General features: G+C 57.4%; 10 protein-coding genes. 3 read left to right on the plus strand and 7 right to left on the minus strand.

Going from position 1 to position 14153, the window contains the following annotated elements; all coding sequences use genetic code 11:
* Positions 1–6 precede the first annotated feature (6 nt).
* The 3 genes from HAD_RS00885 to HAD_RS00895 all read right to left on the minus strand — a co-directional run bounded on the left by HAD_RS00885 (position 7) and on the right by HAD_RS00895 (position 4476).
* The gene (locus HAD_RS00885; protein WP_162177452.1) at positions 7–1248 is read right to left on the minus strand and encodes a DUF1552 domain-containing protein; all 1242 of its coding nucleotides are present in this window, start codon (positions 1246–1248) and stop codon (positions 7–9) included.
* Between the two features lie 95 nt (positions 1249–1343).
* A complete protein-coding gene (locus tag HAD_RS00890; RefSeq protein ID WP_084331719.1) occupies positions 1344–3032 on the minus strand; it encodes a DUF1592 domain-containing protein in 1689 nt (562 codons plus the stop codon).
* Complete coding sequence (locus HAD_RS00895; RefSeq protein WP_156942111.1) at positions 3019–4476, minus strand: hypothetical protein; 1458 nt, start codon at positions 4474–4476, stop codon at positions 3019–3021. The genes HAD_RS00890 and HAD_RS00895 overlap by 14 nt, the downstream gene beginning before the upstream one ends.
* A gap of 419 nt (positions 4477–4895) precedes the next feature.
* Here HAD_RS00895 and HAD_RS00900 point away from each other — a divergent pair, with 419 nt between their 5' ends.
* Positions 4896–5489: a TetR/AcrR family transcriptional regulator gene (locus HAD_RS00900; protein WP_162177453.1), complete on the plus strand. Its 594-nt coding sequence runs from the start codon at positions 4896–4898 to the stop codon at positions 5487–5489.
* Here the strand turns inward: HAD_RS00900 and HAD_RS00905 are convergent.
* A complete protein-coding gene (locus tag HAD_RS00905; RefSeq protein WP_035568745.1) occupies positions 5469–6320 on the minus strand; it encodes a TetR/AcrR family transcriptional regulator in 852 nt (283 codons plus the stop codon). The two genes, HAD_RS00900 and HAD_RS00905, sit on opposite strands and share 21 nt — an antisense overlap.
* A gap of 280 nt (positions 6321–6600) precedes the next feature.
* On the opposite strand from HAD_RS00905, the gene HAD_RS00910 reads away from it, so the two are divergent.
* Both HAD_RS00910 and HAD_RS00915 read left to right on the plus strand, forming a co-directional pair.
* Positions 6601–8049 carry a carboxylesterase/lipase family protein gene (locus HAD_RS00910; protein ID WP_084331720.1) on the plus strand — a complete coding sequence of 483 codons (1449 nt, stop codon included), beginning with the start codon at positions 6601–6603 and terminating at the stop codon, positions 8047–8049.
* Positions 8050–8114: 65 nt separating this feature from the next.
* Positions 8115–9284, plus strand: a complete 1170-nt coding sequence (locus tag HAD_RS00915) for an amidohydrolase family protein (protein WP_035568749.1) — start codon at positions 8115–8117, stop codon at positions 9282–9284.
* Between the two features lie 197 nt (positions 9285–9481).
* Here HAD_RS00915 and HAD_RS00920 read toward each other — a convergent pair whose 3' ends face one another.
* The 3 genes from HAD_RS00920 to cobN are packed head-to-tail and all read right to left on the minus strand — an operon-like array spanning position 9482 to position 14147.
* The gene (locus HAD_RS00920) at positions 9482–9790 is read right to left on the minus strand and encodes a DUF2149 domain-containing protein (protein WP_035568751.1); all 309 of its coding nucleotides are present in this window, start codon (positions 9788–9790) and stop codon (positions 9482–9484) included.
* Positions 9787–10269, minus strand: a complete 483-nt coding sequence (locus HAD_RS00925; RefSeq protein ID WP_035568753.1) for a MotA/TolQ/ExbB proton channel family protein — start codon at positions 10267–10269, stop codon at positions 9787–9789. Before HAD_RS00925 ends, HAD_RS00920 begins: the two co-directional genes overlap by 4 nt.
* Entirely contained in the window at positions 10269–14147 is a 3879-nt protein-coding gene (gene cobN / locus HAD_RS00930; protein ID WP_035568755.1) for a cobaltochelatase subunit CobN, read from the minus strand. The genes HAD_RS00925 and cobN overlap by 1 nt, the downstream gene beginning before the upstream one ends.
* Positions 14148–14153 lie beyond the last annotated feature (6 nt).

The raw sequence follows: 14153 nt of genomic DNA on the forward strand, positions 1-14153 counted from the left end.
CTCTCCTCAAGCCAGCAGTTTGGATACGGGTGCATCAGTCCGCATCGCCCCTGCCCCCCATTCACTAATTGGAAGTCCGACCAGTTGCTGGAGCGTCAGCCCCACCCGCGTGATCGGGTCGCCATTTGCAGTCACCAGCTGGCGCGTTCTGAGCCGTCCCCCAGCTGCCCCAGCCGTCATCATCGGAATACCCTGCACAGCGTGAATCTTGGCCCAGGACGTATCCGAATGCGCAAACACGAGACAATTATCCAGAAGACTGCCGTCTCCCTCAGGCGTATTGGCAAGGATTTCAACAAACTTCGCCCAGCCCTTCATGTTTTCCACAACGAACTTGCTGGTTTCGACCTGATAACCAAGTTCGGAGTCAGTGAACTCCTCGTGTGTATACAGATGATGACTGCTGGCTTCGCCAGACCGGTGAAGACTCGAAGCGGAATTCGAAAACAGCACATTGAAAGAACGCGTCTGATCACAGACCAGAGCCATCGCCAGAAGACGCGCCATCAATTCGTGATTGCGATGCACGTTCGCGAGGTCATAATTCGCTTCCATGGGCTCCGGCCGCGCAGGCGCCTGGCACGCCTCCACCCGAGCGGGCTCTACAGTCTGTAACTCCAGCTGTTGCTCCACCTCCCGAACCGAGGTGAAGTACTGGTCCAGACGGTCCTGGTCTTCCTTGCCCAGCTGTTGCGCCATCGACTTTCGCTGCTCGCCAACGACAGACAGCACGCTCAGGCGCCGTAAAGCCTTGGCGTCAGGCACAAATTCGCCACCGGCAGACGCGTTGAACTCCACCCCGAACAAGCGATCATACAGGGCTTCCGGTGACACTTCCGGCGTGTTTCGCACCTGGGCTGACCGGTAGCTGTATGTATCCCTGACATTGCCAGTTGCCGAGAAATCCACGGTTTTAAACCGAACGCCCGCACCAATTCTGTCTGCAATCGCCGTCTCGAATGTCGGCCCTTCCATGACTCCGAACTTTGTTGGAGCTATTCCCGAACGCAGGCTAAAGGTTCCGCTGACATGCACATGGTTCGGTTTGCCGTCGAGAATGGCATCGAACCCTGTGAGAAAGTTCAGATGCTGTTTCACCTTTTCGAGGGGCGCCGATTCCGGTTTGAGCACAAATTCGTTGTTCACGATATCCGGCGTCCACCGGCCGGGCGTGATGCCACATCCCCAGAACCACGTCCCCATCCTGAGCGGGGCAGATGCCGCGCGGGCTTCTGGCGTTTCCGCCATGCATTCAAGCCATGGCAATCCGACGGCTACTGGCGTGCCCGCAATTACTCCGCGCAGTAAATGGCGACGGGACAATCTGTGTTTTCCCAGAGTAATCATGACTTTCCTCCGATTTCATCAACAGAAGCGGCTTGTATTCCCGTCCGGGCCGGCTCACCGACCGAGTAGAACTCTTCGCTCAAGGCGATGTCCTTCAACAGCTCCGGAAACTTCTGCCCCTTGCGTTCAAAAGTCTTTTCCAGGCGGGATCTCCAAGCCAGCTCTTCTCCCTCCGGCTCACGGCCAAGTGCGAATTTCTGAGCTTTCTCGACCAGGCAAGCTGGCGCGCCGGGGTGATTGGCGATCGTTTGCTCCACATCAGGCAATGTGGAAAACAGGTACCCATCCAGTTCGCCGCTTGTATCGATCCGGGCGCCATTTTCGGTCTTCCGAAAGGCTCCCATTCCATCAAAGTTTTCCAGTGCGAGACCGGCCGGATCGATAAATTCATGGCAGCTGCTACAAGCCGGATCGGTTCTGTGCTGGGTCAGGCGTTCACGAGCCGTACGAAAGTTTGGATTGTGCGTATCCTGTACAACGGTGAAGTTTACCGCCGCCGGTGCGGGCTCGACACTCTGGCAAAGCAACAGTTCGCGTATCGCGATCCCCCTCAAGGTCGCAGAGCTTCGGCCAGGATGTGAGTGAAGCGCTGTAAACCCGACCTGCGACAACAGACCGGCTCGCGGATCATCATCCGCGAAGCGGTATGGCTCCCAGCCCTCCGCTTTCTTCACCGGCACCCGATAGATCATACCCAGCGGCCGGGTCATAAAGGTGTCCTTGGATGTAAAGATCGTCGGATAAGCTTCTTCCTTCTCGATCAACTGATGATCCAGAAAACGCAACACCTGCTCTTTTGCATCAACCGCAGCACGCTTGTTGAAAGCGGGATAAATCACCTTGTCCTTTTCGAGGGTATCGAACCGGTCAAGATTGAGAAAATCCTCAAAGAAAGCCTGGGCCCCCGCCTGAATACGATCGGACTGAACCATACGGCTCACTTCCGCCTTCAGAACACGCGGCGAGTGAATCTCACCAGTACGCGCAACTTCCAACAACTCTTCGTCAGGGACAGAATTCCAAAGGAAAAAGCTGAGACGATGCGCTTTCGCAAATGCAGTCAACCGGATGCCATCGCCATCGGGGTCTGGTTCCGTGTCATCCGTAAGGAACAGGAAACTTGGCGAGGCAAGCATGCCCTCAATCGCCAGCGCGACGCCCTCGCGCTCACCCCCCAAAGCCTCAGTCGATTTGCGTATCTCCGCTACCCAAAGATCAAGCTCTTCGGTTGACATGGGCCTCCGCAACAAACGCTCCCCGATGGACGAAATGCTCTCACGCAGACAAACTTCAGAAACACCCGCCTCTTCATCATCACAGGGTACGACTTTCTCCCAATGATCATCAGAGACAAGTTGTTCGGCAATCGTAGTCGCAAGACCAAAGTAACGCTCATACCCCCGAGAACTGATGGATACATGAGTTGCCCCCAGGGCTGACAGATTGTCGACTTCGGGAACCTCTTCGAACCGCCCGACGACCTTGATGTCATCTCCGAATATGTCGGCGATTGTATTTCTGTACTGGCTTTCAGAGATCAGCTTCATCTGCGGAGGCGGTGTCTCCATATCTGTGGAAGACCCGACACCGCATGCGGCAATTGCTCCACCAATTACCGGGAAGCACACCAGCGCCCCAATAAGCGTTTTACGGGTCATGCGATGCCCTTCTTTACTCTTGGTCATTTTTCTCTTTCACCTTGCGAACAGAAGCAGCAGCAGGCGGCCCCCCAACACCGACCAACGCCATAGGCTCAGCATCGGCCACGGCAATCTCGTCCATGCTCACGCCATAATATTCGCGAGTATCGAGGAAATATCGTTTGAGCTGGTCTGCTTGCGGATGAATGACAAAAGCCGGAACGGCCGTGATGTTCATTGCCGTAGATATCGCAGTACACTTCCCCGTCTCCGGGTCTGGATATCCGTCGGAGTATTTCTGAAGCGCGTCATAGACCGCTGGACAGGTGAAACCGTTGGCGACCTCAAGAGCACCCTGCTCATTGTGGAAGTTGTGCCAATAAGCGTACCGGGTGTCGAAATACCCCGCCAGATCGCCGCTCGCAGTGCCATCCCCATTCAATGTCAGGTGAACACGCGCGCCTTTAATAACATATTCCGCCGGGCGCCCCGTCCATCCGAATTTCAGGCGCAGGTCAAATGGCTCTGTAATGAGTTCGCCGTCGACAATCCACCCCTGCACTTTATTGTGCCACAACGTGTTGTCAGTCACCGTCATGCTGCCAAATGGAACGCCGTCCTTTTCACTGTTGTATGGCGTTGGATCCTGGCTGGAATAGATTCCGACCTCAACGGATTCATCATTTGTGCGGTCATCCACCCCACGGATTTCCATCAGGGTCGTGACTTCCCCGTCCCGGTACGCACCAATGTGGTAGTCTTCCATCGCCCCGCCGGCGAACTCAGCGTCGCGCCGGAAACTGTCGATACACCCCAGAACACGGTACAATTCATTATCGATCCCGCCTTCGCCGGTCGGGCTGACAAAGTCAGACGTTCCGCATGAGGCCGGGTCATCGCCTTGCGAATCCTGACCATCCAGATCGCGGCCAAAGGACACTGAACTCTGCACAGTCCGGTGCGGCGGGTCATCATAAGCATCGGGGATATTGCAGATCGGAGTCCCGTTGTGCTCGATCATGCGCTTGGCAGACAGGGCATACCCCATCTTGTAGTAAGTGCTGCGGTTTTCCGGCTGAAGAAGGTATTTTTGCTTCGCTTCCGGAAGGTTCATGATCGCAACATCCCGAAGCGCCATGGCATAGCCATCCGGACAGTCTTCAGGCGTTTCGTGAACTGCGTACCAAAAATACGTGAAGGCCAGACCGATGGTTTCCGATCCATCCGCCTCGACAATGGTTCCATCACTGCTGGTGAATTCTGCTGCTTCAGTCTGGATGTCCTGGCCGGCCCCGTTCTCTGCAGAGCAGGCGGCGCTCATCAACATGACTCCAATAGCGGCCAGCGAGACAATCGTCGTTCTTTTACGCAAGATTTCAGCCCTCCCTGCTGTTTGGTGCGAAGTTCTGAAAGCTTGCCGTCTGAGCCGACCAGGACGTGCAATATCCAGCCGGGTTAGCCGGCTGCCCATCAATTGCACAGCTGCCACAACCGGAATCTGCGGCACGGAAAAATGAGCAATTCGAACAGCTCTTGTCAGCGAAGGATGAGGCTTCCTGGTACTTGCGCCCCATTCTTGCGGCTTTCTGCCCCGCCGTTAGCTGCTTTTCGTCCAGACACTTTGCCCCCACGCCCGACCTGCTGCAGGACGCGACACCAGCTGCAACGGAGACCAGCGCCAGACGAACGAGCATTCGCCGTCTGCTCAGCCGACCCCCAATCACGTTCTCACCAATTTTATTTCTTGATTGCACGAGAATCTATAATCCTCCCCATTTTTAGGTTGGATTAGCGTGCCTCGCCGGATCCAGTCAATAACAATCTCACTATTATTGAGTTTTGTGCTTTGTGTTGCCTGAAACACCGCAGTGGCGCTACAAGGTGTAAATGACCGAAAGGACCGCCCCCTTGCCTGAAAGCACCTATGAGCGCCTCACAGACGCCGCCGATCAGGCTTTTCTGAAAAATGGCGCGATTCCGATCGCGTTTGGTGACGTTTCAGAAGCCGCAGGGGTCAGCCGGGCGCTCGTCTACTCCCACTTCTCTTCTCCGGAAGAGCTTGTGAACGCGGTCCTCAGCCGACACGTCAAACTGATCGAAGCGCGCGCCGACAAACATCCTCCGCCCCCGGAGGTATTTCAACAAGACCTGAAGCAAACCCTCGACATCTATTTTGACCACTTGTGCGATAACGGCCCGATTCTGCACCTCGCATCACAGGACGCATTTATGGCTGGAAAGTTCCGGCAGGATTACACGCGCCTCAGGAATGGCACGCTCGCGCGCCTCTCTCGCAAAGCCAGACACGAGCTGAAAGTGAGCCCCTCAGTCGCCCAGTCCCTTGTATTGCTAAGCGCTGGAGTGGCCGAGGAAGCCGCCAGACTGGCCAGAGCAAACGCCTTCACACACGACACGGCCCGACAAACAATGTCGCGCATTGTTGATCTAATGCTGGATGGCCTCAAACTCGAGTCCGGAGCGTCACCCGCCCCGGCGGCTTGAAGCTGCGGTACGCACAATCGCCGGCATAATCAGCTGTTGCGCCTCCACGATCGACAATTTTCCGAGCGAAACCAGATCCCCCGCCCGGAGCGTCAAATGCCCCAACAGCGCCACTTCTGCCTGGGCCCTATCTTCCGGCACACTTCGATCCTCAACCAGCTGCTGAATCTGACGCTGACGAAGCAGGCTCCTCCTGCTCCGGCGCCGCCGGGTGACTTCCTTCCGCACGTCATACAGAGACAAGAGATGCGTGGTGACCTCTCCGCGCTCAGCAGCGACCTGAAGGTACAGAAGGGTCGACAGGATCACTTTTGATAGCCGGTCGGAGCCCCGGCGCACTGTGTCCGCCCTCTGGGCTTCAAATGCATCCAGCTCGCGCATGGTCAGCTCGACTAAAAGAGAGGTCCGGCTATCAAAGCAATTGTAGGCCTGTGCCTCGCTAATACCGATCTGTCGCGCAATTCCGCGCAGGGACACGCCATGCACCCCCTCCTCCAGGATCAGCTCTTTTGCCCGGTCCATGATTTGCTGTTTACGCTCATCCAGCGACAACCGCGTTTGCCGGCGCCTTGCGCCATGCCGCGCACCACCGATCTCGACCAACTCGTCGGAATCCGGGTCAGCCGCCGCGTCCACAGGGCGAGGGTGAGCCGCAGGATTGGACCAATACCCCTTGGGCGGCCGGTCGATATCCAGGCGGTCACAGATTTTTGCTAGGCCGTTCGGACTGACCTCAAACCGCTTTGCGAGCGTAACGATCGGCTCCTCCCAGACCAGCCGACGCAGCTCGCCTTTCGTTATTTTCGATCCCTTGGCCAAATCTATGCCCACTTCGCTCTGCCAAATGCACTCACGCCGAGCCTAAAACCCCGCCACCACACTGCGCCACGAAACATCAAATGAAGTCAACGCGGACGAAACACGCACCGGACACATCCGCACAACCCAGCTCAACCGCAAGACCAGAGCGGGCAAAATTGCTGGTGCGATTGGCAGCCCAATTAATTCTATTTTACTCCGACTTAATCGACAAAAATTCTTTAATTAGTGAGTTTGTAATTGACGCAGGCGAATTCATTCCCTTAGGGTTGGCGATCGGGAGGAATAAAAAATGAGACTATCAATTGTCGCATTGATCGCGCTCGGATTCGCACTCGCGCATCCCTCAAATGCACAGAGTCGCACAGCGACTCCCGAGCAGGAAGAAGCGGGATATATCCGTATACTGCCTGTAGACGAGCCATTTGACACCATTTCTGTATCAACTGCCGCAGGCACGCTGGTCGGCGAGCAGGTGGACGACGTCAATATATTCCGGGGCGTTCCATATGCTGCCCCTCCAGTCGGCGTACTCCGCTGGAAACCGCCGCAGCCAGTTTCTCCGTGGAAGGGCGAACGCGCCGCGCTTGCCTTTGAGCCCCCATGTCCCCAGCCTGTATCCGCCTCCGCTTTCGTTCCCAACCAGGGCGGCGTTGTCGGCGCCTCGTCGGAAGACTGCCTCTATCTGGAAGTCTACGCCCCTGCTGACGCAGAGAATGCACCAGTCGTTTTGTGGCTCCATGGCGGAGGAGCATTCCTGGGAGCAGGACATCTCGGCTCCTATGTTGGCACCACGAACGCCCAAAAAGGTATCATCACAGTCGCCATCAACTATCGTTTGGGACCGATGGGCTATTTCGCTCATCCGGCGATTACCGCTGAAGGCGACCTCACCGGCAGTTATGCCATGATGGACGCCGTTTCCGCCCTTGAGTGGATTCAGGAGAATATAAGGTCTTTTGGGGGCGACACGGACAATGTAACGGTGGCCGGACAATCAGCCGGCGGCGTCATGGTCGCCGGCTTGCTCGCGACGCCCTCGGCCAATGGATTGTTCGAAAAAGCCGTGATACAGTCGGGCGCCTTTCTGTTTGATGGTGTTGCACTTGAAGACGCTGAAAAGCGTTCTGTCCGCGCCCTGAAACGCATCGGCGTGACTGAAGATACCACTGCTGAACAACTCAGGAAGATCTCGGCACAAACCTTTTCCTACTCCGGCGGATTACGCCGTGGATTCGGCGCGATCATGGATGGAAACTTTCTGACCGAAACGGCCAAGGACGCCCTTGCCGAAGGCACGGAGACGGACGTGCCTGTCCTTATCGGCACCAATAGTGGAGAGCCGGGCTTCGATGCCGCCAAATATATCGCAGCCCAAACCGGTAAAGAGGGCGCTGGCGCGTTCCTTTACCACTTCAGTTACGTGCCGCCGCTTCGCAAGGACGAATGGACGAACGGTCCGATACACTCAGCCGAACTCATGTTCACTTTCGACTCGCTCGACACGTCGGGCTGGGCGAAGGGAAAGACAACAACAGCCGACATAGAATATGCCAAGCGCATGAGTTCCTGCTGGGTCGCATTCTACAAGATGCCCGCAGACAGCAAGGAAATCAGCTGCGCAGGCTTGGCCTGGCCTGCCTATTCGGAGGAATCCCAGGCCGTCGCCAGTTTTGGTGACTCCATTCGCATCGGACGGGCAGACGATTTCCCGGACGGGCCAGAAGCTGGCAGCGATTGATCAGCCGGCACCCCCAAAAAGTCTTGCCAAGCAATCCCGAGGGACCGAGCAGAAGGAAGCCCACCATGACCAGCGATAAAGCTTACAGCGCACGCTTTTCCCCTAACCGCCGGTACAACGACGCAGATAGTCATATCATGGAGACCTTTGACTGGTTGAAGTCCTATGCCGACCCATCCATTCGTGAACGAATTGGCGAACTCGCACTTGGTGGCGCCGGCAGCGCCGCAGAAAAGGTCATTTCTGCGGCAGTTGCACGCCTGGAGGACAAAGAGAAGACAGCCGCCCTGGAAGCCGACGTCATCGCCAGCGCCAAAGGCTGGCAGGCGCTGGGCGCATTCGATAGCACAGAACGCGCGCGCGCCCTCGACTTGCTTGGCTTTGACAAACAGCTCGTCTTTTCGACCTTCGCGGCGACGCAATTCCTACGGGGTAATGACCCAGATATCCGGTATGGCGGCGCCCGGGCGCACAATCGGGGGATGGCCGAATTCTGCGGCAAGGACCCCCGCCTGATTGCGGTGGGGTCCCTCCCCCTTGATGACACCGCCCGCTCCATCGAAGAACTGGACGTCGCACTGGCGGAAGGCGTGGGCGCTTTCTGGATTGCTGCCGCACCTGCAGGGGACCGGAGCCCGGGACATCCAGACCTGGATCCGGTATGGGCGCGCCTCTGCGAAGCTGGCGTGCCCGCCGTGCTACACATTGGGCAGGGTACACGCGTTCTTCCGCCTGCCTATCAGAACCACGGACGCGAAAAGGCTAAAGACTGGCTCGGAGGCGGCGAAAATCTGCGCGTTCTCGACTATATGGTTTTACCTCACGCCAGCGAAATGTTCTTGTCAGCGCTGGTGTTCCATGGCGTTCTGGAGCGGTTCCCCAAACTAAAAATCGGGGTCATTGAACTAGGCGCCGGATGGGTTCCGACTTTCCTGACCCGGTTGGATATGGCCGGGAAATTCTTCCGCAAAAGCGACTACATGGTCGGGGAACTCAATCTTACTCCGTCAGACTACATCCGTCGCCAGGTACGTTTCACGCCGTTCGTTGGCGAAGACGTTGGCAGCCTGATCCGAGCAACCGGTCCGGAATTGTATCTTTTTTCCTCCGACTATCCGCATCCGGAGGGTTCACGCGACCCAATAGGAAAATTCGAGCAAACCCTTGACGGAATTCAGGAAGCTGAAAAGGACGCCTTCTATTTCAGTAACTTCGAATACCTGATCGGTAATTGATTGTATCAGGAGATTGCTAGCGATTGCGGTTGCGAGCTCTGATGACCGGAACAGGATTTTTCAGCGAGAATCTCATCGTGCACCGCTGTGGAAAGGCGCTCTTCTTTTGAGCCGATGAGAACCTCTTTCTTCCAGTTCAGGGAAGCGGGTGGCAAAGTGGTGGGAACCGCAGGCGAAATTCCTTTAGTCGATTGACCTCACTCATCTTCCGGAACGTAGATCATACGCCCGTCCGGCAGGCGATACGCGATACCGGCTTTCACCCCTTCACCCTCTCCGATCTCACCGCTGCTTTCATAGCGTGTCAGCTCTTCGCCTTGTTTGATCGTCATACGCATATCGGCTTCGCCCGGGTTCTCGATGACGATGACGTTTTCATTCCGGAAGGGATTTAGCGGATTCTGAACGAGCAGGATCATCAAAATTCCGATGATCACGACAAACAAATCGACAAGATTGACGACAGAGAGGATGGGGTCGTCTTCGTCCTCTTCCAGGAACCTCACGAAACCATCTCCGCGCCAGTCTCGATCATCCGCAACTCTTCGAGCAGCCAGCGGCGGCGAATGTTGAGAACGAAGAAGGCCAGGCTTGCAGAGATCAGGGCCAGCGTCACGCCGGAGAATGCAACGACCAGATTGCTCGCCATCTCAGCAGACTCTCCGGATGTCAGCGCCATCAATGCCGGCCCCATGGGGATAAGCGTCGCGACGAGCCCCAGCAAAGGCGCGACGCGGGACACCAGGCGCAGCGGTTCCAGCCGCCTCATAATCCAGAGCTCCAGATCATCGCTATCGGCCCTGGTCTCCCGGTAATATTGCGTCAGCGCGCCCTGTTTCCGGCCGGAATAGCGTTGCGCGAGCTCCATCAGGAAACGTCCCAAGGTCAGGAGCGAATAAACAAGAGACACAAGAATCGCTATCAGTGACGGTACGAGGAAAACGGCTGAGACTTCATAAAGTATCGTCTCGAAATCGAAAATCATCAGTATTGCCCTTTATTTAAGGTCCATTGACGCGACGTGCGAAGCTGGAGCAGCGCACCCGCAAGCATTACGAGAAGGAGCCCGGCGATCGAAGACAGGCGCAGCCAGTCCGGCCGGACGTCGCCGGGGGAAAGGACTTCATTCATGACCTGCCCCTGAATGGTCTGGGCCGCTGCAGCTGAAGTATCGGCCGCAGGTGCCCCCTGCCCGGTTCCAAAACCGAAACCGGCTGCCATATCCTCGATGTACTCGACGGTGGTCTGAGCGCCTGCGTCAGCACCGGCCTCTTCGGTAAGCTCCTGCCAGCGCTCGGTCAGCTCCCTGCGTGTCTGCTCGCTTGCATCCCAGTAACCCTTACGGATCGCTTCCGTCATACGCTCAATGATCTGAGCCTGCGCCGTTGGGTTCTGTTCTTCGAACCATTCATTGAGGCCAAGATCCCGGGCATCCATGACATAGGTATCATGCATCGCCTGCCACTGATCGGCGCGCACCATTGACTCGTCGGCCACCTGCCAACCGAAAAGGTTGTTTGTAACCCTCAGCATTTCGACGGTTCCGGCGTACCCCTCATCCATCATCGCCGAAATCCATTGCGGGTTCTGATAACGCGCGCGCAGCTCATCCGATAGGAACTTGCTTGCCTGAACCATTTTCGGCCTGGCGCGCCGCAAATCCGAAATGTAGAGCGCCGGGCTTTCTCCGTTGACGGATTTCACGGCGGCGGACAGTCCACCGAGGTATTCAAACGGGTGATCCGTCGACAAGACACCGTGCACATTGGAGGACCGTGCCAGGATCGCCGCATCAACACCCGTCAGCTGCTTCTCGAACAGGCCCAAGCTCGCAACGGACTGGCCCCAGTCAGAGGTCCCGTAAGCGAAGGATTGGCTTGCCAGATATGTCTGCGCGATGATCGCATCATCTTCCCAATTGGTCGAATCGAGTGCGGCATCCGGAACACCCGACCCATAATCACCGGGCGCATTCGAAAAGATTCTTATCGACGCCAGCCGGTCTGCAGTTCCGGCGTCCGTTCCTGCGGAGAGAAGCGCGTCTCTCACCCGGCGTGTACCGGCATAGACCGCATTCCCGGGCTCATCCTGTTTGGACAGCTCATCGATCGCCTCTGAATAAAGCCGCATAAGCCCATCAAACTGGTCCCGGTAGACACTGGTCGCCTGAATGACGACATCAACGCGGGGCCGCCCCAGTTCGGCCGCAGGAATGATCTCGAGCTTTGTGACACGCCCGCCCCGGCCCCAGACCGGACGAACACCCAAAGCATGCATGATCTGCGCTTCGGTAATCCCCAGGGTCCGGATTGCATCGGACGAGAAAAGCGAGAAAGCCAGCTTGTCGGGCGCCTGGCCATCATGGTCTGATTTGTAGGCGTCTATCAGCCCCGTGAACGCCTCCTCACCCGCCTTGTAGGCCGAGGGGGTCGGGATCTTGTCCGGCTCAAATGCAAACAGGTTACGGCCGCTCGACGCTTGCGGGTTGCGCACCGGGTCACCGCCCGGGCCAGATTTCGTGAAGCCGCCATCCAATGCGTGCAACAGGGCTTCAAGCTCTTGCGGGTCAGCCAGGTTCTGGTCATAAGCTCGGGCGCGTTCGATCTGTTCACGCATCGCTGCGTCGGCAATACCCGAAACGTCCTCACCCCCGCGCAGGAAGCGTTCGAGAAACTGGTACGGTTCACTTTCCGGCAGGTTCTCCGCCTCGGTTGCGAACATCTCGGTCTGGTCGATCCCAAGCAACGCGTAATATGGCTCACCCAATTGCTGCATCACCGTCATCAGTCTGTGCTCCGGAGAGGCGGCCAGACCGAACGTATGCAAGCCCAACGGCGTAGCTGTCTGAGCCAGTTCGTGCAGGTGATCGTGCAGGATCGGCAGGAAGGTCGCAAAGTCGCTTCGCACGTCTTCCTCTGTCCACAGCAGATCTTTTTGCAGGTTTGCCTCAATCACGACGTCGGCGAGGCGCGCATCTGTTTCATCACGCACAGCGCCTTCATCCAGCTGCTCTCGCTCGTGGATCAGGGCGTGAATGTCCCGCAGTTCATCATAGAATCCGGACGGCGCGAACGGCGGGGTCTGGTGACTGATCGTAACGGCCCGCCCCCGGCGAATCGCCTGAATTGCCTCTGCGACATTGTCCTGAATATAGGGATACACGACCGGAACGTTGCCGAGCGTCAGCATTGGATAGTCATAGGCCCACAAGCCCCGGTCCTTTCCGGGAGTCCACTCCTGGGTACCATGTGTCCCCAGATGGATGATCGCACTTGCGTCGAAGGCCTTCTGCACCATCAGGTAGGTCGCCAGAAACAAATGTCCGGGCGGCACTTTGACATCATGATAGCTCTCGCCGACCTTATCGGCCCGTGGTGGCTGCGGCAGGAAAAGCAGCTTTCCAAACCTCACAGACGGAATGACGAAAACCTTCTGCCCCTTGACCGTCCGCACCGCCCAATGGGATTCCGGCTCGCCCCACTTTTCAAAAACTGGCTGGGTCACTTCCTGTGGAAGCGTGTCGAGCCAGTCCTTATAATCCGACACGGGGAATGCCTGCGCCAATCCGTTCGCCAGCAAGTCATCCAGACGGTCGTGATGATAATACCCGCCCAGCATCGACTGACCTGCCTGCAGGATGTCATCCTCAGTCAGTTCGGGAACATCATATCCCGCCTCCCGCAACGCTGCGCCAATCTGCTCAACGCTTGCCGGAACATTCAGATTGGATGCCGACATGTTCCGCTCGCCCTGGGGCGTATTCCAGAAGAACAGCGCGAGCTTCCGGTCCACCTGATCGGAATGGCGCAACCGTGCAATACTTTTCGCCTTGCCAATCAGCAGATCGATCTGTTCGGGAATCGGGACCGGTTCTCCATTCTCAACTCCGGAGACCACGATCGGGTCCCCCATCCCCCAGGATTCCGGCGTCGCCATCAGGACCGCCGTCATGGCAGGTTCCACGCCCTGCGCCGCCTTGCGCCATTCCGCCGGCGTCATGGAGCGATTGCCCAGCAGTAAGATGGCCGGCACGTCCAGCTCTGCGAGTTCGGCCTTGCGCTGCTCGCCATTCTGCATGTGCGTATAGCTTGCAAGCAGATCGACATCAGCCGGACCGAGCATTTCCGGGATACCCGTCTCCCCCATACTGTCGAACCAGAACAGGATCGGCATGACGCCAGCCCACTCTGCCTGATGAACGATCTTGTCCAGGACAGCCGTCTGAACGCCGGAGATGTAGGTCGAGGAAATAATGACCGCCAGACGGGGCGCATCCGCTGGCCACCTGTCCCGCCCCCACGCTTCATAAGAGCTGACATCCGTAAAAAAATCGGGGGCATCCGGATGATAGATGGCACTTTCGGGCATGGGGACCGGCGCCGGGATATGGCTCGTGTCACGCCCCGAATTCCAGGCCGCGACATAGGTCAGGAAATTCCGGAAGTTCCGTTCACCACCCGCCTCATAATAGGCACTCAACGTCTCGAAGGCGGCGGGGTCCAGATTACCCGAGCGCGCTGGCCGGCCGCCTGATCCCACGGACATCCAGGGAACGCCGGCCGCGTTGAGCTGCCCCATAACGTCTTCAATCAACTGAGCGGCACGTCCACGCAGTGGCGCGTCTATGACGACCAGGTCGTATTCAGCCCAGTTCCCGGGTCCACCCTGCTCAAGATAATTGTGCGTGACCGTGACGTCGGCCTCTTTTCCCCAGCCCGCAATCCTCACGAGCTTGGACGGGAGCACAAAATCGCTGGCGACAATATGAATGCGGGCATCCCGCTCTGGCCGTTCATCGGCTGCTGCGCTGCCAAGGGCGCACGCGACAGCAATGGTCACCACCGCCAGGATCGTTCGGAACATATCCCG

Origin of the sequence: Hyphomonas adhaerens MHS-3 (assembly GCF_000685235.1) — a bacterium.
In the GTDB taxonomy this organism is placed as follows: Bacteria; Pseudomonadota; Alphaproteobacteria; order Caulobacterales; family Hyphomonadaceae; genus Hyphomonas; species Hyphomonas adhaerens.